Source organism: Bacteroides sp. HMSC067B03, assembly GCF_001811315.1.
Lineage (GTDB): Bacteria > Bacteroidota > Bacteroidia > Bacteroidales > Bacteroidaceae > Bacteroides > Bacteroides faecis.
Genome location: NZ_KV804353.1, coordinates 19,405 through 37,316 on the forward strand (window position 1 = coordinate 19,405; position 17,912 = coordinate 37,316).

The 17,912-nt window shown below is 43.0% G+C and carries 17 protein-coding genes, 1 tRNA gene and 1 pseudogene; 6 read left to right on the forward strand and 13 right to left on the reverse strand.

The window, feature by feature from the left end; genetic code table 11:
- Nucleotides 1-196: 196 nt before the first annotated feature.
- The 5 genes from HMPREF2794_RS11415 to HMPREF2794_RS11435 all read right to left on the reverse strand — a co-directional run bounded on the left by HMPREF2794_RS11415 (nt 197) and on the right by HMPREF2794_RS11435 (nt 2,785).
- Nucleotides 197-270: transfer RNA gene (locus HMPREF2794_RS11415), tRNA-Ile, on the reverse strand.
- Nucleotides 271-363: 93 nt separating this feature from the next.
- On the reverse strand, nt 364-675 hold the full coding sequence (locus tag HMPREF2794_RS11420) for a DUF4491 family protein (protein ID WP_008767264.1): 312 nt from the start codon (nt 673-675) through the stop codon (nt 364-366).
- A 4-nt stretch (nt 676-679) separates the two neighbouring features.
- Nucleotides 680-1,144, reverse strand: a complete 465-nt coding sequence (locus HMPREF2794_RS11425; protein WP_005928359.1) for an Lrp/AsnC family transcriptional regulator — start codon at nt 1,142-1,144, stop codon at nt 680-682.
- 160 nt (nt 1,145-1,304) lie between these two features.
- A complete protein-coding gene (locus HMPREF2794_RS11430) occupies nt 1,305-2,180 on the reverse strand; it encodes a BamJ family beta-barrel-assembly machinery protein (protein WP_010535769.1) in 876 nt (291 codons plus the stop codon).
- 20 nt (nt 2,181-2,200) lie between these two features.
- A complete protein-coding gene (locus HMPREF2794_RS11435) occupies nt 2,201-2,785 on the reverse strand; it encodes a BamJ family beta-barrel-assembly machinery protein (protein WP_010535768.1) in 585 nt (194 codons plus the stop codon).
- 398 nt (nt 2,786-3,183) lie between these two features.
- Between HMPREF2794_RS11435 and HMPREF2794_RS11440 the strand changes: the two genes are divergently transcribed.
- Nucleotides 3,184-3,882, forward strand: a complete 699-nt coding sequence (locus tag HMPREF2794_RS11440; protein ID WP_010535767.1) for an SIR2 family NAD-dependent protein deacylase — start codon at nt 3,184-3,186, stop codon at nt 3,880-3,882.
- On the opposite strand, the gene HMPREF2794_RS11445 is transcribed toward HMPREF2794_RS11440, so the two are convergent.
- The 3 genes from HMPREF2794_RS11445 to HMPREF2794_RS11455 form a co-directional block, all read right to left on the reverse strand.
- Complete coding sequence (locus HMPREF2794_RS11445) at nt 3,874-4,092, reverse strand: hypothetical protein (RefSeq protein ID WP_010535766.1); 219 nt, start codon at nt 4,090-4,092, stop codon at nt 3,874-3,876. The genes HMPREF2794_RS11440 and HMPREF2794_RS11445 overlap by 9 nt on opposite strands.
- Before the next feature lie 13 nt (nt 4,093-4,105).
- Nucleotides 4,106-4,456, reverse strand: coding sequence for a helix-turn-helix domain-containing protein (locus tag HMPREF2794_RS11450; RefSeq protein ID WP_022301238.1), 351 nt, complete (start codon nt 4,454-4,456; stop codon nt 4,106-4,108).
- 74 nt (nt 4,457-4,530) lie between these two features.
- On the reverse strand, nt 4,531-5,304 hold the full coding sequence (locus HMPREF2794_RS11455; protein WP_010535764.1) for a class I SAM-dependent methyltransferase: 774 nt from the start codon (nt 5,302-5,304) through the stop codon (nt 4,531-4,533).
- A 562-nt stretch (nt 5,305-5,866) separates the two neighbouring features.
- Here HMPREF2794_RS11455 and HMPREF2794_RS11460 point away from each other — a divergent pair.
- The 3 genes and pseudogenes from HMPREF2794_RS11460 to HMPREF2794_RS11465 form a co-directional block, all read left to right on the forward strand.
- Nucleotides 5,867-7,243: pseudogene (locus tag HMPREF2794_RS11460) on the forward strand (family 43 glycosylhydrolase); the annotation flags it as partial.
- Nucleotides 7,244-7,255: 12 nt separating this feature from the next.
- Complete coding sequence (locus HMPREF2794_RS29515; protein ID WP_224207308.1) at nt 7,256-8,041, forward strand: SGNH/GDSL hydrolase family protein; 786 nt, start codon at nt 7,256-7,258, stop codon at nt 8,039-8,041.
- Between the two features lie 15 nt (nt 8,042-8,056).
- Entirely contained in the window at nt 8,057-10,417 is a 2,361-nt protein-coding gene (locus tag HMPREF2794_RS11465; protein ID WP_022301236.1) for a glycosyl hydrolase 115 family protein, read from the forward strand.
- A gap of 27 nt (nt 10,418-10,444) precedes the next feature.
- Here HMPREF2794_RS11465 and HMPREF2794_RS11470 read toward each other — a convergent pair whose 3' ends face one another.
- From HMPREF2794_RS11470 to HMPREF2794_RS11485, 4 genes are all read right to left on the reverse strand, one after another.
- Nucleotides 10,445-10,930 (reverse strand): hypothetical protein, encoded by a 486-nt coding sequence (locus HMPREF2794_RS11470; protein ID WP_055271464.1) that lies wholly within the window; start codon nt 10,928-10,930, stop codon nt 10,445-10,447.
- Between the two features lie 124 nt (nt 10,931-11,054).
- On the reverse strand, nt 11,055-12,890 hold the full coding sequence (locus HMPREF2794_RS11475; protein ID WP_070751543.1) for a helix-turn-helix transcriptional regulator: 1,836 nt from the start codon (nt 12,888-12,890) through the stop codon (nt 11,055-11,057).
- Between the two features lie 50 nt (nt 12,891-12,940).
- On the reverse strand, nt 12,941-13,696 hold the full coding sequence (locus HMPREF2794_RS11480) for a glycosyltransferase family 2 protein (protein WP_070751544.1): 756 nt from the start codon (nt 13,694-13,696) through the stop codon (nt 12,941-12,943).
- Nucleotides 13,689-14,954 carry a glycosyltransferase family 4 protein gene (locus HMPREF2794_RS11485; RefSeq protein WP_010535758.1) on the reverse strand — a complete coding sequence of 422 codons (1,266 nt, stop codon included), beginning with the start codon at nt 14,952-14,954 and terminating at the stop codon, nt 13,689-13,691. The genes HMPREF2794_RS11480 and HMPREF2794_RS11485 overlap by 8 nt, the downstream gene beginning before the upstream one ends.
- Before the next feature lie 105 nt (nt 14,955-15,059).
- Between HMPREF2794_RS11485 and wecC the strand changes: the two genes are divergently transcribed.
- Together wecC and wecB are read left to right on the forward strand one after the other, a co-directional pair.
- On the forward strand, nt 15,060-16,262 hold the full coding sequence (wecC, locus tag HMPREF2794_RS11490) for a UDP-N-acetyl-D-mannosamine dehydrogenase (protein ID WP_070751547.1): 1,203 nt from the start codon (nt 15,060-15,062) through the stop codon (nt 16,260-16,262).
- A 53-nt stretch (nt 16,263-16,315) separates the two neighbouring features.
- Nucleotides 16,316-17,446 (forward strand): non-hydrolyzing UDP-N-acetylglucosamine 2-epimerase, encoded by a 1,131-nt coding sequence (gene wecB / locus HMPREF2794_RS11495; protein WP_070751545.1) that lies wholly within the window; start codon nt 16,316-16,318, stop codon nt 17,444-17,446.
- Nucleotides 17,447-17,550: 104 nt separating this feature from the next.
- On the opposite strand, the gene HMPREF2794_RS28460 is transcribed toward wecB, so the two are convergent.
- Entirely contained in the window at nt 17,551-17,775 is a 225-nt protein-coding gene (locus tag HMPREF2794_RS28460) for a hypothetical protein (RefSeq protein WP_055271458.1), read from the reverse strand.
- Between the last annotated feature and the right edge of the window lie 137 nt (nt 17,776-17,912).

Here is a 17,912-nt window from a genome sequence, read left to right on the forward strand (position 1 = left end):
AAAGAGTCTGTATTTTTTTCGTTTCCGTATTATAGGCACAATAAACATTCAAGAGGGTATACAAATCATTCGTTTATTATAAAATCTCTCAGATGTTTACGGAGATCGGTGATCCATAAAATTTTACCGAAAGATGAGAATGAAGGAAACTGAAAGAGACTCTTAATTGATTCAATCAATTAAGAGTCTCTTTCAGTGGGCCATCTTGGGCTTGAACCAAGGACCTCCAGATTATGAGTCTGTTGCTCTAACCAACTGAGCTAAAAGCCCGATGTATCCATTTACTGGATGCGGTGACAAAAGTAGTATATTTTGCTGAATTATGCAAATTCTTTGTGCAAAAAACTACGATTCTTTCTCTGTTCAGAATTTATATTTGCGCTTCGGGTTCTTGGGGAACCATCCCTTTTTCACCCGGTCCTCCTGTTCAAAGACCTCTTTGATGGTCCAGAAGGAAGAAAAGGCAAATACGCCTAACAAAGAAGATAATATCACATTGTCGATGCTTAACGATGCTGCTACACCGGCAATGCCGAGTATCAGGAATATCCACCAGCATTTGGTGCCCCAATAATATTCGGCCTTTACCACAACAGGGTGAAAAAGGCCGATGATCAAAAAGGTACAAATTCCGATAAATAACCCTGCAAGGTGATATTCGTTCAGGAATTCCATTCTGTTATTTTTCTACGCGGATGGGAATTTCTTTTTTGATACTCTGTTCCAAAGAAATCAGCGTTTCTGTGGCAACTACACCCGGTATTTCTTGCATTTTGTTATTCAGCAGATCCATTAGGTGCTCGTTGTCGCATGCATAAAGTTTGGTCAGCATGGTGTAAGGACCGGTAGTGAAATGGCATTCCACGATTTCCGGAATCTTCTGCAATTCAGCTACGACTGATTTGTACATAGAACCTTTTTCCAGTTTGATTCCAACGTATGTACAAGTTCTGTAACCCAGAGATTTCGGGTTTACGTGATAGCCTGAGCCTACGATGACGCCCAAGTCAATCAGTCTTTGTACACGTTGATGGATAGCTGCACGTGACACTCCGCATTCGGCTGCTACGTCTTTGAAAGGGATGCGGGCATTCTGTGAGATAATCTCTAGAATCTGCCTGTCGAGGTTGTCTATTTTTTCCATAATAATAAATTATAATTTCCTGTTGTTATCAAATAGTAAGCAAATATAGAGATTTATTTTAATTATTCTTCTTTTACGGGAAAAAAAATAGGAAAAAGCAAAAAAAAGGAGTGCAAAGACTTTGCACTCCTTTCCTTTTTCTATTTAGAAAGATACTTTCTTATTTCTTATCTTTTTCGATACCTACCAGCTCAACTTCGAAAATCAAAGTAGAGAACGGTTTGATCTGTCCTGATTCTCTTGAACCGTAAGCGAGTTCTTGCGGGATATAAAGTTCCCACTTAGAACCTACAGGCATCATAGTCAGCGCTTCTGTCCAGCCTTTGATCACTTGGTTAGCACGGAAAGTAGCAGGTTCGTTACGTTTGTAAGAGCTGTCGAATTCTGTTCCGTCGATCAAAGTACCTTTATAGTTTACTTTCACTTTGCAAGTGTCAGCAGGAATTTCACCTTTACCTTCAGTGATCACTTTGTACTGCAATCCGCTTTCAGTAGTTTTTACACCCTCTTTCGCTTTGTTTTCAGCAAGGAATTTTTCACCGGCAGCTTTGTTGTCAGCGTATTTTTCTTCCATAGCTTTCGCTTTGATGGTTTCCATAGCTGTGCGAGTATATTCTTGTGCAGCTTCCATAGTCATCACGCCACCTTTTTCCAGCGTTCCTGCGATGAAACCAGCTAAGAAGTTGTCTTTGCTGATAGTCTTGGTAGAGTCACCGGCAAACAATTCCTGATTGATGCCTTTCATCATCTGGTTGCTGATTTGCTGACCGATTTGCAGACCTGCCATGTAAGCGATGTCTTTCTTGCTAGTTTTGTTAGCACCTTCATTCAAACCTTTGATGAATTCTGCCATGTAAGCAGTATCAACATCCAGACGACCAGTCAGATAGCCTTTCAGACCTTGAGTCTGAGCCATACCGATAGAATAAGACAGTGAGTCGATGTCTGTTTTCAGATTTGCTTTAGGAGCTTGAGCTGTACAAGAAGCAAGACTTGCAGCAGCGGCGATTGCCATAAAAATACTAACTTTTTTCATTTTGCTTTGAAATTTTTTATTTATAATACTTCGAGTAATTCTACTTCAAATACCAATGTGCTGTGGGGAGGGATCATTTCTCCGGCGCCTCTGGCGCCATAAGCGAGGTCAGAAGGAATGTAAAGTTTCCATTTGGAACCTTCCGGCATCAGTTGCAATGCTTCTACCCATCCCGGGATCACCTGGTTGACACCAAATACAGCCGGTTCGCCACGTTTGATAGAGCTGTCGAACAGTGTTCCGTCAATCAGCGTACCTTCGTAGTGGCATTTTACCTGGTCAGTAGCTTTTGCCTTTTTGCCTGTACCTTTATTGATCACTTCATATTGGAGTCCGCTTGGAAGCGTAACCACACCTGCTCTTTTTTTGTTTTCTTCGAGGAAGGCTTTGCCTTGTTCGATGGCGACTTCGCCCATCTTGGCTTCCAGTTCTTCGAAATACTTGTTTACTATTTCGCGGGCTTCCTGATGGCTGATAGCCGTCTGATTGCCTTCTAATACGTCTTTGATTGCTTGTGCAAAGTCATCTACTGCGATGCCTTTTGCACCCATACTTAATAAGTTTTGACCGATTCCAAGGCCAATAGCATAACTGAATTTGTCCATATAATGTTTTTGTTGGAGATTGAAACATATCACCTTCATGGTTTTAGCTTTCAATCAATTGCAAATTTATGAATCGCAAAAGTACACGTTTTATTTGAATGATTTAGCATTTAGTATTTAAAAATTCTTATATCCGTGAAAGTTAGTCTTTTTTTCTTGGAGGAATTAATTCCTTCCTTCTTAAGATTTAATTTTAGTACGCTTACTGTGTAAGTTCGTTTATGCAAGAATTTATTCGTCTGACAGCTGTTGAATTTTCGTATATCCGCTACTAAGTCTTCGCATGACTGATAGTAAACTCCTGTATCCGGAGGGTCAGATTATACGTTCGGAAGGTTTCTTTTATTCAATGATTCTGCTTACATTTGTATGTCATTAAAATTAAAGGAGGAGTGATTATGAAGAATATGGTAATATTGACGGGTGCGGGCATGAGTGCCGAGAGTGGAATCAGTACCTTTCGCGATGCGGGTGGTTTGTGGGATAAATATCCTGTGGAGCAGGTGGCTACACCCGAGGGATACCAGCGAGACCCGGCATTGGTGATCAACTTCTATAATGAACGAAGGAAGCAATTGTTGGAAGTGAAACCGAATCGCGGACATGAGTTGCTGGCTGAACTGGAGAAGAGTTTCAATGTGACTGTTATCACGCAGAATGTAGATAACCTTCACGAACGTGCCGGAAGCAGTCACATCATTCATTTGCACGGTGAGTTGACAAAGGTTTGTTCTAGCAGAGACCCGTACAATCCCCATTATATAAAGGAATTGAAACCGGAAGAGTATGAAGTGAAAATAGGAGATAGAGCTGGTGACGGAACTCAGTTACGTCCTTTCATTGTCTGGTTTGGAGAGGCGGTACCGCAGATTGAGACAGCTATTCAATACGTAGAGAAAGCGGATATCTTTGTCATCATCGGTACTTCTCTCAATGTATATCCTGCGGCAGGTTTGCTACATTATGTACCGAAAGGAGCAGAGGTGTATCTGATTGATCCGAAACCGGTGGATACACATACTTCCCGTTCGATACATGTGATTCAGAAGGGCGCTTCCGAAGGGGTGGCAGAGTTGAAAAAGAAGTTATTACTCTAACTCTGATGCGAAAATATGATTATTCCGGAGAGTTTCCGAAATTTCGAGTGCGGTGATATTGCTGCACTCGATTCTTAAGATTTTCTCCCAGTCTTCAAAATCTACATTCCATTTGCTGATCTGTGGGAATCGCGCCAGGAGGCTGCCGATTAATTTGATGTCCCGTCTTTTGGTGACTGAAGTACGAAAAATTAGAATCTGATTTTCCATGTCTTTTAGGTGTTTAGTCCAGTGAACGAAATTCACGGATAGTGATATTGAAATGTTGCTTAAAGTTGCGGCTGAGAAGCGACAGGCTGCTGAAACCGCAGAGCCGGGCTATCTCCGTCGCAGAAAGTTGCTTTTCGCCTTGCAGTAGCAGGGCTGCTTTTTCGATTCGGGCTCGTTTAATATATTCTGTAGGTGTCTCTCCAATCAGAACAGTGAAAACACGATGAAAATGAAAAAGGGAAAAGCATGCGATTCCGGCCATTTTTTGTAATGATAGCGGCTGATCTATATTCTGATGGATATAGTCTGTGACTTTTTTGATTCGTAACAGATATTCTTGCTTATTTATATCTTTCGTTTCCATATCTTTTGCAAAGTAAAGGATAATAAGCGCCGGAGAGTTATCCTGTCTTGCTAACTTCTCCGGCAGTTGGTTAATTATCTTTTTTGTCCTATATAGAATACGTAGCCATAATATTCTTTATACTTATGATACAGACTCTGTTCATACCGTTGATTGGCAATGAAGTCTTTGACTGCGTTATTCTCTGGGTGTTCCTTCAAAAATGCCTCTTGAAGCGAAACTTGTGGGGCATAGAAGTGTTCCGTCCAGCACTTCTCCGGTAGAATGAAATGGGCGGTCGGGATGTATCCGGCTTTTTCCATCTGAGCTGTTTTTGCGGGAATCGTATTGATTTCGGGATAAGCATCCATCCAGAAATCTTCTATTTCGGCAGGACGTTCCGGAGTGAACCAGGATACTTCCGTGACTGCGATGAAACCGTTCTTTTTCAGAAATCTGTTCCATTCGTTCATGCCACGTTCGAATCCGATGTTGTAGATAGCTCCTTCCGACCAGATAAGATCGAGTTCTTCGTTCTGGAACGGGAGATGATCCATCGACCCGGTGATTCCTTTCACTCTGTCCGAGCAAAGGGCTTTTGCCGCATTTTTATTGAATATTTCAATAAAGTCCGGGAAAAGGTCTATGCCTGTGATTTGTCCTTTGGTGTACTCTGCCAGTGTGATGGTTTGTCCGCCGGTACCACAGCCGATGTCGGCTATCTGTGATTTTTCCGATAGCTCGTTGATAAAACTCAGGGCTTTTTGAGTGGCTTCGGGACTTCCGGGACCTTGACGTTCGAGTGATTTGAAGTAATTACATATAAGTGTAAAATCGAAATCGTGGATAGATGTATGGTTGTTACTCATTGTTTTTAATGTTTTAAGTGTACGTCGAATGGGGGTGTATGATGGTACCTGTAGCCATTAGACCTTACAGTTGTTACTATTTTTAGAGAATAAAAAGTAACTCTGACATGAAGTATGTCGGAGAAAATAAAGGGATAATCTGTAATGAGAGGAAGACTTACAGATTATTTACAGAACGGAATCCTTGCGGAATGTAAATGTGGTAAACATTCAATTATTCTTTATTAGTTCGGGAACAAAGATATGATTTTAGCTGTAATGATTAATAGAATCTTTCAAAAAAAATGCTGTTGGACAGTATTTTAGCAAGAATCGTCAAATATGTTTGTTGTTGTGGTGGTATTAAATCTCTTTTATATCTTGATGTAGAATGTGGATTTTGTCAGTCATGACTGTAAATTTGGTGATGTAATTCGGGTCTGTGGACGAAATTCCATCTTTATTGCATGTTTGTCTATGTGTAGATTGGATGATATCACTTACTTTTGCGGGAAGATATGTAAACATCGTATTTGTGTTTGTACGAAGCATGAGTATGAATAAAAAGTGATAACAAAATATTATGAAAAACTGGATGTTATTAGTTGTCCTTTCATTGCTGTTGTGCGGAATGAGTTGGGCTCAGGGAACTGAAAAATTGATATACAATGGTGTGCCTTGGTTTGATGATCGTGGAGAGATTGTAAATGCGCACGGTGCCTGTATTGTAGAGGAGAATGGCAGATACTATCTTTTCGGTGAATGGAAATCGGATGAAAGTAATGCTTTCCCCGGTTTTAGCTGTTATTCTTCCGATGATTTGGTGAACTGGAAATTTGAACGTGTAGTGTTGCCAATGCAGCCAGACGGCATACTTGGTCCTAATAGAGTAGGCGAGCGGGTAAAAGTTATGAAATGCCCTTCGACCGGTGAATATGTGATGTTTATGCATGCAGATAACATGAATTATAAGGATCCTCACATTGGGTATGCTACTTGCAGCACTATTGCCGGAGAGTATAAACTTCATGGTCCGCTTTTATATGAGGGTAAACCTATCCGTCGTTGGGATATGGGAACTTATCAGGATGTAGATGGTACCGGGTACTTACTGTTGCATGGAGGAATTGTTTATCGTTTGAGTAAAGATTACCGTTCGGCAGAGGAGAAAGTGCTGTCGGGAGTTCCCGGTTCTCACGGAGAATCTCCGGCAATGTTCAAAAAAGACGGGACTTATTTCTTTTTGTTTTCTAATCTTACCAGTTGGGAGAAGAATGATAACTTCTACTATACGGCTCCTTCTGTAAAAGGGCCTTGGACGAGCCAAGGACTATTTGCTCCCGAAGGTAGCCTGACATTCAATTCTCAGACGACTTTTGTTTTTCCTTTAAAGCGTGGGAATGATACCATTCCTATGTTTATGGGAGACAGATGGTCTTATCCACATCAGGCTTCAGCGGCTACATACGTCTGGATGCCGATACAGGTGGATGGAACAAAGCTTACCATACCGGAATATTGGCCTGCATGGGATATGGATCAGATCAAACCGGTAGATCCTTTACGTAATGGTAAACTCGTTTCACGTGAGGAGATAAGCCTCAGTAATCCGGCTGAGTGGAAGATGGAAAACGGTCATCTGGCTTCGAATGTGGCAGGAGCCAGTCTAAATGTACCTTTTGATGGTTCCCGGATGGTTGTTGTGGGCGAAACAAATGCTCATAGCGGGTATGCGCAAGTGAATATCTTGAATAAGAGAGGAGAAAAGATCTATTCTTCATTAGTTGACTTTTATAGTAAGGTAAAAGATGAGGCCATACGTTTTATGACTCCTCCGTTAGTAAAGGATGAATATACATTGGTGGTGGAAGTTACGGGAAATAAGCCTACCTGGACTGATAAAACGAAAACCATCTATGGCAGCAATAACTCTTATGTAACAATTAAAGATATATATTACGTTCCGACGCAGGTGGTAGAAACGGGTTTTATAGATGGAAACCCGAAAGGCTTTATCCGGCATCCGTGGCAAGGAAAGCGAGTAGGGTACTTGGGAGACTCCATTACAGACCCTAATTGTTATGGTGATAAGATAAAGAAATACTGGTCATTTTTGGAAGAATGGCTGGGTATTACTCCGTTTGTCTATGGGGTAAGCGGGCGGCAATGGAATGATGTACCGCGCCAGGCTGAACAACTGAAGAAAGAGCATGGAGAAGAGGTGGATGCTATTCTTGTATTGTTAGGAACGAATGATTTTAATGAAGGTATACCTGTCGGAGAATGGTATACTGAGAAAAAAGAACAAGTTATGGCTGCTCGTGGAAAGACTAAAAAGCTGGAAACTCGTATAAAACGTACGCTTGTAATGGATAACCGGACTTACAAAGGGCGTATTAACATAGGGATAAGCCGTTTGAAAAGTTTGTTCCCCGATAAACAGATTATATTACTGACTCCATTACACCGTTCGTTTGCCGATTTCGGCGAAAAGAATGTGCAGCCGGATGAGAGTTATCAGAACCGTTGTGGCGAATATGTGGATGCTTATGTTCTTGCTGTGAAAGAGGCTGCCAATGTATGGGGAGTTCCGGTCATAGACTTTAATGCAGTAACTGGAATGAATCCGATGGTAGAGGGGCAACTGGAATATTTCTATGATCCGACTTTCGACCGCTTGCATCCGAGTACGAAAGGGCAGGAACGCATGGCCCGTACATTGATGTATCAGTTGCTTGCATTCCCTTGTAATTATTGATAAACTAAGACTTTTATGAGATATAAGACATTATTTTTTTTATTGACTTTCGTTTGGACTGCTTTGTCGGTCACCGGCAAACAGCGGGATTTTGTGCTACAATCCGGCATACCTGTACCGATAGCCTGCAACAGTTCTGAAGAACAGGTAGTGCACACTGCTTTAGAATTACTCCGTCGGGATCTTCAAACGGTGCTATCGGCAACAGCCAAAGTTGAAACGAACACAGGAACTATTCTAATAGGTACAGCCGGCAGGAGTGAACTGATCGATCAGTCGGGAGTGGACACCTCCGTCTTAAAAGGTAAGAAGCAGGCTTTCTTGCTGACTGTTTCGCCCGAAGGAAAACTTATAGTGGCCGGTAGTGACGGGCACGGCACTGCTTACGGCATACTCGAAATATCCCGTTTGCTCGGAGTATCTCCTTGGGAATGGTGGGCGGACGTAACTCCGGAAAAAAAGAAACTTTTTAAACTTTCCTCCAAGTTCCGCAGCGTACAGTCACCTTCCGTAGAATATCGCGGTATCTTTATCAATGACGAAGATTGGGGACTGATGCCATGGAGCAATAAAACCTATGAACCTTCGGACGTGAATGGAGAAATAGGTCCGCGCACAAATGAACGTATCTTCGAACTGCTGCTTCGCTTAAGAGCTAACACCTACTGGCCGGCCATGCACGAATGTACGCTCCCCTTTTTCCTGACTAAAGGCAATCGGGAAGTGGCAAAGAAGTACGGGATCTTTATGGGGGCTTCCCATTGTGAACCGATGGCTTGCAGTGCTGCCGGAGAGTGGAGACGAAGAGGGAATGGAGCGTATGACTATGTAAATAACAGTGCTGCTGTCTATAAATTCTGGGAAGACAGGGTGAAAGAAGTGGCAGATCAGGAAGTACTCTATACGCTTGGTATGCGTGGCGTACATGATGGCAAGATGCAGGGTGCCAAGACGGTAGAAGAGCAGAAAGCTGTGTTGGACCGTGTACTCGCTGACCAGCGTGGCTTGATAGAGAAATATGTGAATAAAGATGTGACTCAGGTTCCTCAGGTTTTTATACCTTATAAAGAAGTACTTGATATTTATAACGCCGGCTTGCAAGTTCCTGATGATGTGACCCTGATGTGGTGTGATGATAACTACGGCTATATCCGTCACTTCCCGACTGCTGAAGAGCGTGTCCGCAAGGGAGGAAACGGTATTTATTACCATGTCTCCTATTGGGGACGCCCGCACGATCATCTGTGGCTGAGTACGATGAGTCCTTCATTGATTTATCAGCAGATGAAGCAGGCGTACGATCAGGGAATACAGAAAATATGGATTCTGAATGTGGGAGATATCAAACCTGCCGAATATCAGATTGAACTTTTCATGGATATGGCGTGGAATTTGGAAGCAGTTGCCCAAGAAGGAGTCACGGCACACCTGAAGCATTGGCTGGAACGGGAACTGGGTACTTCCCCTGCCAAGGAATTACTGCCTGTTATGCAAGAATATTATCGTCTTGCCCATATCCGCAAGCCGGAATTTATGGGGAATACGAGGGAAGAAGAGAAAGACCCTGCCTACCGCATAGTGAAAGACCTGCCTTGGAGCGAGGAATTTATAAATGAGCGTTTATCGTCTTATGACAGACTGTCGGAAACTGTAGAGAAGGTTACCTCTCGGATTCCTGCCGATAGGCAAAGCGCTTATTTTGAATTGGTGAAATATCCGGTGCAGGCTGCGGCACAAATGAACCGGAAGCTGCTGTTTGCCCAGTTGGCACGCCATGGAAAGGCAGATTGGGAAAAGAGTGACGCTGCTTACGATAGCATTGCCGCACTTACCCAACACTATAATTCATTGGAGAATGGCAAATGGAACCGAATGATGGATTTCAAACCCCGCAAACTTCCTGTATTTAACCGTGTAGAAAGGAAGGAAGCTACTACTCCGATGATACAAGAGCGTTCTGCTATCTATCAATGGAACGGTATGGATGCCTCAAAAGGAAATTTCATTGGTCACGAAGGCTTGGGATACGCAGGTAGGGCAGCAGGGATACTTATGGGCAAAGCGCTGACTTTCTCCTTTAGCGACTGGAAGGCGGATGTAGTAGAGGTGGAAGTCCGATTATTACCTAACCATCCTGTACATGGAACACAACTACGTTTTTCTGTCTCTATTGACGGAGCTGAACCGAAAGTGATATCCTATGAGACAAAAGGACGTAGCGAAGAATGGAAGGAGAATGTTCTTCGTAATCAGGCTATTCGAAAGATTGTACTTCCTGTGTCCGGAAAGAAATCTCATCAACTGGAGATTAAGGCACTGGATGAAGGGGTAGTATTGGATCAGGTGATGCTTTACGTTCCTTCTGTTTCAGAGTGATATATCAGCAGGATAGAAAGCAGGCCATCAGAGCGTAAGCTTTTTCATTATATTATTAATGATCTGGATAAACTCTTCGGGAGAAACGTCCAGTGAATTGGAATAATTGAACCGTTCGGAAACCGGTATCCTTTTTTTGAGTTCCGTGTTTTCGTTTATGTTACGTAATAATCGCTTACGGCAGTCCCGCAGTTTACGCTTATAATGCAAGAGGGAAAAAGAAAGCATTATTATAATTGATAGCGATATGATTAAAAGTATCACTAGTATAAGGTAGGCATCGGTGGTGGTACTATTTAAGTTCGCAGCTACTGTTGTTTCAGCACAGACAGATGTCGGAGAACCGCATACAAAAAATAATAAAATAGAGAACAAGCCAAAAGATTTAAAACATCTAAAGGCTTGTTTTTTTAATATGCCCTTATTACAAACGCATTCGCGTTGTGTATTTATAGACATATCCCCAGATATCAAATGATGATAGTCAGGTTTGTTTGTTTCTTTGAGTTCCATTTTAGTCGTACTGTTTGTTTTTTACTAAGTCTGGCTCAAAGGTAACAAGCTTGGGTTTTATATCAAAAAATCCGATTCGGTTGTTGTCTCACTTATTCACTCTCGTTATCTCAATTTTTCACTTTTAGTCGTTATTGCATTCATTTTCAGATATTTTTAATCCTGATCGGAATTCAGTGGGGGTTACCCCGAACTTTTCAGAAAAAAGACGGTAGAAGGTTTGGACGGTACTCATACCACACTCTTTAGCGATGGCGTCTATCGTATAATATGGATGCTCTTTCAGCATTCCGGCGGCATATTCTAACCGGAGATTGTTGACATACTTTGAGAAACTGGTTCTGGCATATAATTTAAAGAGTTGTGCAAACTTATTTTTGGGGATATAGATTATTTTTATCAGTTCTTCTCTTGAAAAATCGGGTTGTAAGAAAAGCTGGCGATTAATAATCTCGCGTTCTACTCTGTCGAACATACTTTTGTCATATAACATATTTTTGTTATCTTCATCCTTATCTGAAGGCATATTCGCGGAAGCATTTTCTATTGTTATGTCCGTTTCTATAGTGGACACATCTTCGTTTTCTTTGGGGGTGGTTTGTGGTTTATCTTCTGCTTGTAGTTGTGCTTTTAGAATAAAGTTTTCTTCTTTTCTTCGGTAAAGTTCCTCTCTATATGCCAGTAAATCCTCAATGGTACCGACCATTGCTTCATTTTTACGGCGTATAGCCCGGTTGTAGCGTATTGTACGCCACAAGAATACCGCTGACAAAAAGACAATACAGCCTACAAATATCAACAAGGCATTTCGCATGCGTATGTCGGCGGTTTGTTGCTGAATAAACAGGTCTTTCTCGTGGGTTTCATAAATAGTGGCCAGTTCCAGTGCCGAACTTTTTTGTTCTCTGTTCTTAATGCTGTCTTTTAACATTGCAAGCTGCTGAAAATATTCTGCGGCAGTTAGGTAATCACCTTTTCGTTTATATGCTTCTCCGAGAGAACTTTTGATGCTGGTCATGTGGTAGGTAATGGTATCCCCTTGTGCTCTAAGGGATTTTTCACGGGCAGAATTCATTAGAATCACGTCGTCGTACATTTTCCGGTCTAATAAGTAGGGCATAATCAGGTAATTGTCCCGATCGAATACATTACTTAGAGATAGAAACTGTTTGTAATAACCGTCAGCCTCTTTCAATCTTCCCAGCCGGGACAGTACAACTGCATAGTGGGCATACATTGCCTTCTTTTCTTTCTCGCCCAGTTCCTCCATTGGAGTTTCTTCGCCGGTTTCTGCTACGACTACTTTTTGCAATGCTTCAAGGGTTTGAAGGGCTTCATTGTTCCGTCCGTCCCGTTCTTGAAATATGAGCAATGTGTTATAGTCATAGCGCAGGTTGTCATATTTGTATTTGTAGTCTGTTTTTCCCATTAGTTCGACAGCTTGTAGCATAAACTCATAGCCTTTCCCTTTATTTCCTTGATAATAAAGCATCTTTCCCATGTTGAACAGAGCTACGGACTGCATCGCTTCGTTACCGCATTGTTTCGACTTTTTCAATAACATTTCTACATACTGTGCTTTCTTCGTTTCGTAATGAAGGCAATCGTAGCAGGAGATCATGCGGTGTATTTGTTCCATGTTTTGTTGGTCGTCCGCTTGTATCGAATCACTTTGCAGTGCGCGTCCATAGAATTTTAGCGCCTGATAGTATTTGCCGGTGTTGAAGTACAAGTCACCTTCGGTTATATCTAGTTTAAATCCGGGGAGGGAGTTTCGTTTTCTTAGTTTTCCCATGATTTGCAATGCTTTGTCGAAGTCAGAGAATGTATATTCGTATACATAGTCTGCCGTTATCAGGCTGTCAGGTAACGAGTTGTCTTTGGCTTGAATTTTAGTTCTGATAAGATTGATTACGACAATCACCCATGTGAAAATAGTTGTAAGAAGAAGATTCTTCATAATTTTTATAAATTAAGTTTGCTAAAGGCTTTTTCGGTAATTTCCGTAGGTTACTGCCCCGGCTTCGTAATCAACCGCAGTACAAACCACGCGTGATGTGCTGCGGTGCTTATCCATCCATAATGTTTTGCCATAATGCGGAATCGTTCTTTAAGGGACGCTTTCCGGTTTTGTGTAGTCATTCCTTCATCCAGATAGTCAATGATTGTCAGGTGCGTATTGTGTAAAGTACGCGCCTTTTTCATGATACGGATGCACCAGTCGAAATCTGCGGAATACCGGTAATTTAAATCATAAGGCTCCACTAGTGTATGTCTGGGAAAGAATGCCTGATGACAGACTAACATTCCCTGTTTGAAACTTTTCCAGTTAAGCTTTTCGGGTGTGGAAAGCCGGCGCATGTGCAGAAAGTGCCCTTCTTTATCGACAATCGCAGTTTCCCCGTAAATAACGTCGGGAAGTGTGCTGCCATTGATGCTGTGCACTATCTGTTGCAAAGTATCGTCTTCGTGAAAGCAGTCGCCCGCATTCAGAAAACAGAGATAGTCTCCGCCGGCGAGAGAGATTGCCTTGTTCATGGCATCGTACAGTCCTTTGTCCGGTTCGCTGATGACGGTGTGTATCCGTGACCGGTATCTGTCGATGATAGAGAGAGTACCGTCTTTGGAGGCTCCGTCCACAATGATATATTCTACATGGTGATAGGTCTGCGAGATAACACTTTGGATGGTATCTTCCAGCACTTTTTCGGCATTGTAGGTCACCGTGATAATCGAGAACTTGGGAGTAGGATGGACACTATGCATATTTCCCTGTTATTTTGTTATAAACGTCCGTGTACTTCTTGGCTATGATACTTTCCGAATAGTTGCCTATGGCTTTGCGGCAGGCTTGTGCGGAGAGTTCCGCATATTCGGGCTCCGTCAATATCCAGTGGATGCCGTTGGCCAGGTCTTCTGCCGACTTGCGCTGAGCTACATATCCGTTGTGCAGATGATCGATCATTTCCGGTATGCCTCCGGTGTTGAAGCCTACACAAGGCACACCGCAGGACATGGCTTCCATGACCATATTCGGCAGGTTCTCTTCGAGAGAAGGTATCGCAAAAAGGTCTACGGCATTGTATATATCGACCAGTTCGTGTTCATTCTTAATATAAGGAAGCGGATAAACACGGAAAGGAATCAAGTCTTGCAGTTGCTGAGACTGATTGCCGAAAACGACTACGCCCAGTGAGTCTTTCCATTCCGGATGCTTCTCTGCCAACAGCTTGCAGGCTTCTATCAGATAGTCGATCCCCTTTCGTTTATCTGTGATCTTGACAGAACCGAAAAGAATCAGTTTGCCTTCCTGCGGCAGCCTGCATTTCCTGCGGGCTTCCTGCTTGTTATGGGGTTTATACAGGTTGGTGTTGATGGCATTCGGGATATTGATAACGGTTTGTCCGGTGAGCAACCCGCTGACTTTGGCCTTCTCTGCCAGCCAACGGCTACAGCCTACAAACGTGATAGGTGCCTGACTATAAATCTCTTTCTTTTTCCGGAAGATTCGGGTGGATAAGTCTTTCTTGCCACCTCCCCCGTAGATGTAAGGACAGTGATGGCATTCCTGCTCGTAATTTCTGCATTCGCGTGCATAATGGCAGATACCGGTACACGGCCACATGTCGTGCATGGTCCATACTACAGGTTTGCCGGATGTCAGAATCTTGCGGATGGTGTTGAGTGACAGCATCCCCTGGTTGATCCAGTGCAGGTGGATGACATCTGCCTGCTGGAATTCGGGAAGCGAAGTGATGTCCGTGCCGGTATTGGCAATATCTACGGCGAAGAGATCATTCTTCTTGAAACGGTTGGCTTTCCAGATGACAATGCGTTCCCACATGAATTTCCATACGTGCAGCCAGCTGCGCTTTAGTCCGACAACGCTGATTTGGTCTGTTTGCTTGTCGCGTACCAACATTTTTGCCTTGATGCCGTTGTTCTTTAGCGATTCCATCAGGCGTCCGGCAGCGACAGCCGCACCACCTATTCGTTCGGAAGTATTGATGATTAGTACCCTCATGCTTTCAAAATGTTTGCACAAAAGTAGTGGTTTTCAGTGAAAATCCGTACAAAGTCACATATTATTTGTACTTTTGCCACACTTATTAATAAGGAGATATTGAACATGAAAAAGGTTGTGTTTTTAGGATTGGGCTATATCGGCCTTCCTACGGCAGCCGTTGCTGCCGCCCATGGTTTCGAAGTCATAGGTGTAGATGTGAATCCTTCTGTGGTAGAAACAATCAACCAGGGAAAGATACATATTGTTGAACCTGAACTGGGTCAGGTAGTCAGGGACGTGGTGCAGAAAGGAAAGTTACGGGCAGTGTGCAAGCCGGAAGCGGCAGATGCCTTCTTTATCGTAGTGCCTACCCCATTCAAGCAAAACCATCGGGCGGACATCACTTATGTGGAAGCGGCAACCCGCTCCGTGATCCCTTATCTGCAAGAGGGCAACTTGTTCGTCATTGAATCCACTTCCCCGGTATATACTACCGAACGTATGGCGGAAGTGATCTATAAAGAACGTCCCGAACTGAAAGGGAAGATACACATCGCTTATTGCCCCGAACGCGTATTGCCGGGAAATACATTATATGAACTGGTACACAACGACCGTGTGATTGGCGGTATCGATCCGGCATCTACCGAAAAAGCCATCGAATTCTATTCCGCTTTCGTACAAGGCAAACTGCACGGCACCAATGCCCGCACGGCAGAAATGTGTAAATTGACGGAGAACTCTTCCCGTGACTCACAGATAGCCTTTGCCAACGAACTTTCCATGATCTGCGACAAAGCCGGAATCAATGTATGGGAATTGATTGAACTGGCAAACAAGCATCCGCGTGTGAATATCCTCCAGCCGGGTTGTGGCGTAGGTGGCCACTGCATTGCAGTAGACCCCTGGTTCATCGTATCCGACTATCCGGAACAGGCGCAGCTGATCAAGCGTGCCCGTGAAACGAACGATTACAAGGCAGACTGGTGTGCGAACAAGGTATTGGAAACCTGCCAGAAGTTTGTAGAACAGAATGAGCGCGAACCCATCGTAGCATGTATGGGGCTGGCTTTCAAACCGAACATCGATGATTTGCGGGAGTCTCCCGCTAAATATATAGCTTCCCGTATCATCTCCGAATCGAGAGCGGATGTGTTGATTATCGAACCTAATATCAGCACTCATAAAAGTTTCCATCTGACAGATTACCGGGAAGCATATGAGAAGGCGGATATTATCGTCTGGCTGGTTCGTCACGATGTGTTTGTAGCGCTGCTGAAAGAAGACGGAAAGATCGAACTGGACTTCTGCGGAGTGAGACGATAAAGAGATTGGTAGTTTAATTGCGAAGAGGTTATATAACTCTATAAATAAAGCAGATGAAAAAGATATTGCTCGTTTTCGGTACTCGTCCTGAAGCGATTAAGATGGCTCCGCTTGTAAAAGCGCTCCAGAAAGATACGGAACATTTTGAAACGCGGGTTTGCGTCACGGCACAGCACCGGCAAATGTTGGATCAGGTATTGGAAGTGTTTGGCATCACTCCCGAATATGATTTGAATATCATGGCTCCCAATCAGGACTTGTATGATATTACCGCTAAAGTGTTGATGGGATTGCGGGAAGTGTTGAAAGACTTCCGTCCCGATACTGTATTGGTGCACGGGGATACGACGACTTCGATGGCTGCTTCGCTTGCGGCGTTCTATATGCAGATTCCTGTGGGACACGTAGAGGCCGGGTTGCGTACTTATAATATGCTGTCTCCCTGGCCGGAAGAAATGAACCGTCAGGTGACAGACCGTATCTGTACCTACTACTTTGCACCGACTGAACAGTCCAAAAAGAATCTGCTGCAAGAAAATATAGATGAAAAGAAAATATTCATTACCGGAAATACGGTGATTGATGCTCTGCTGATGGCGGTTGATATTATTTCTTCCACTCCCGGAATGGAAGAGAAGATAGCGAAAGAATTTCAGGAGAAAGGCTACACTGTAGGCAACCGTGAGTATATCCTCGTCACTGGCCATCGCCGTGAGAACTTCGGAGAAGGTTTCCTGCATATCTGCAAAGCGATTAAGGAATTGGCGGCTCTGCATCCGGATATGGATATTGTCTACCCCGTTCACTTGAATCCTAACGTACAGAAGCCTGTGTATGAATTGTTGTCGGGAGTGGATAATGTCTATCTGATTTCTCCTTTGGATTATCTGCCTTTTATCTATGCCATGCAACATTCTACTTTGCTACTGACGGATAGCGGTGGTGTGCAGGAGGAAGCTCCTTCACTGGGAAAGCCGGTATTGGTGATGCGTGATACAACGGAACGTCCGGAAGCTGTCGAAGCGGGTACAGTCAAACTGGTCGGCACGGACGCTGAGGCTATTGTAAGTAATGTCACTGCCCTGTTGCAAGATAAAGAAATGTATAAGCGAATGTCTGAAACGCATAACCCTTATGGTGACGGACAGGCTTGTGAAAGAATAATGGTTGCACTCAGATGTTAACATCTGAGTGCTCAGGTATTAACGTTTGATATGACAGGTCTTAATATCTGAGGAGTCAGATATTAAGACTTGAGAAGCTGGTTAGCAATGCTTGTTATAACATGTTATAATGCTTGAAACGAGGCATAAGAAACACTGTTATGAGATACAGAGCCATCACTACAATCCCTATTATTGTTGTTTTTCTTGTTCCCCTCTTTCACCTTTCTTTGAAGTACCGATGGATACAATAGTATAGAGTGAACCTTTTCTGCTTTTTCCCATTTTTCAGCATTCATCGTTTTCTCTTTATGGAAATATTTTATTTCACTAGAAACTACTTTATTCATCAGTATTTTGAAAGAAAGGTGAAGGAGATGGAAATAAAAGAGCTATTACGTCATGAGCCATTCATGGATGATAATTGGAATAAAATAGAAGAATTTATTAATAATCCGAATCAGTATTTGATTCCTTAGTTAAAAAT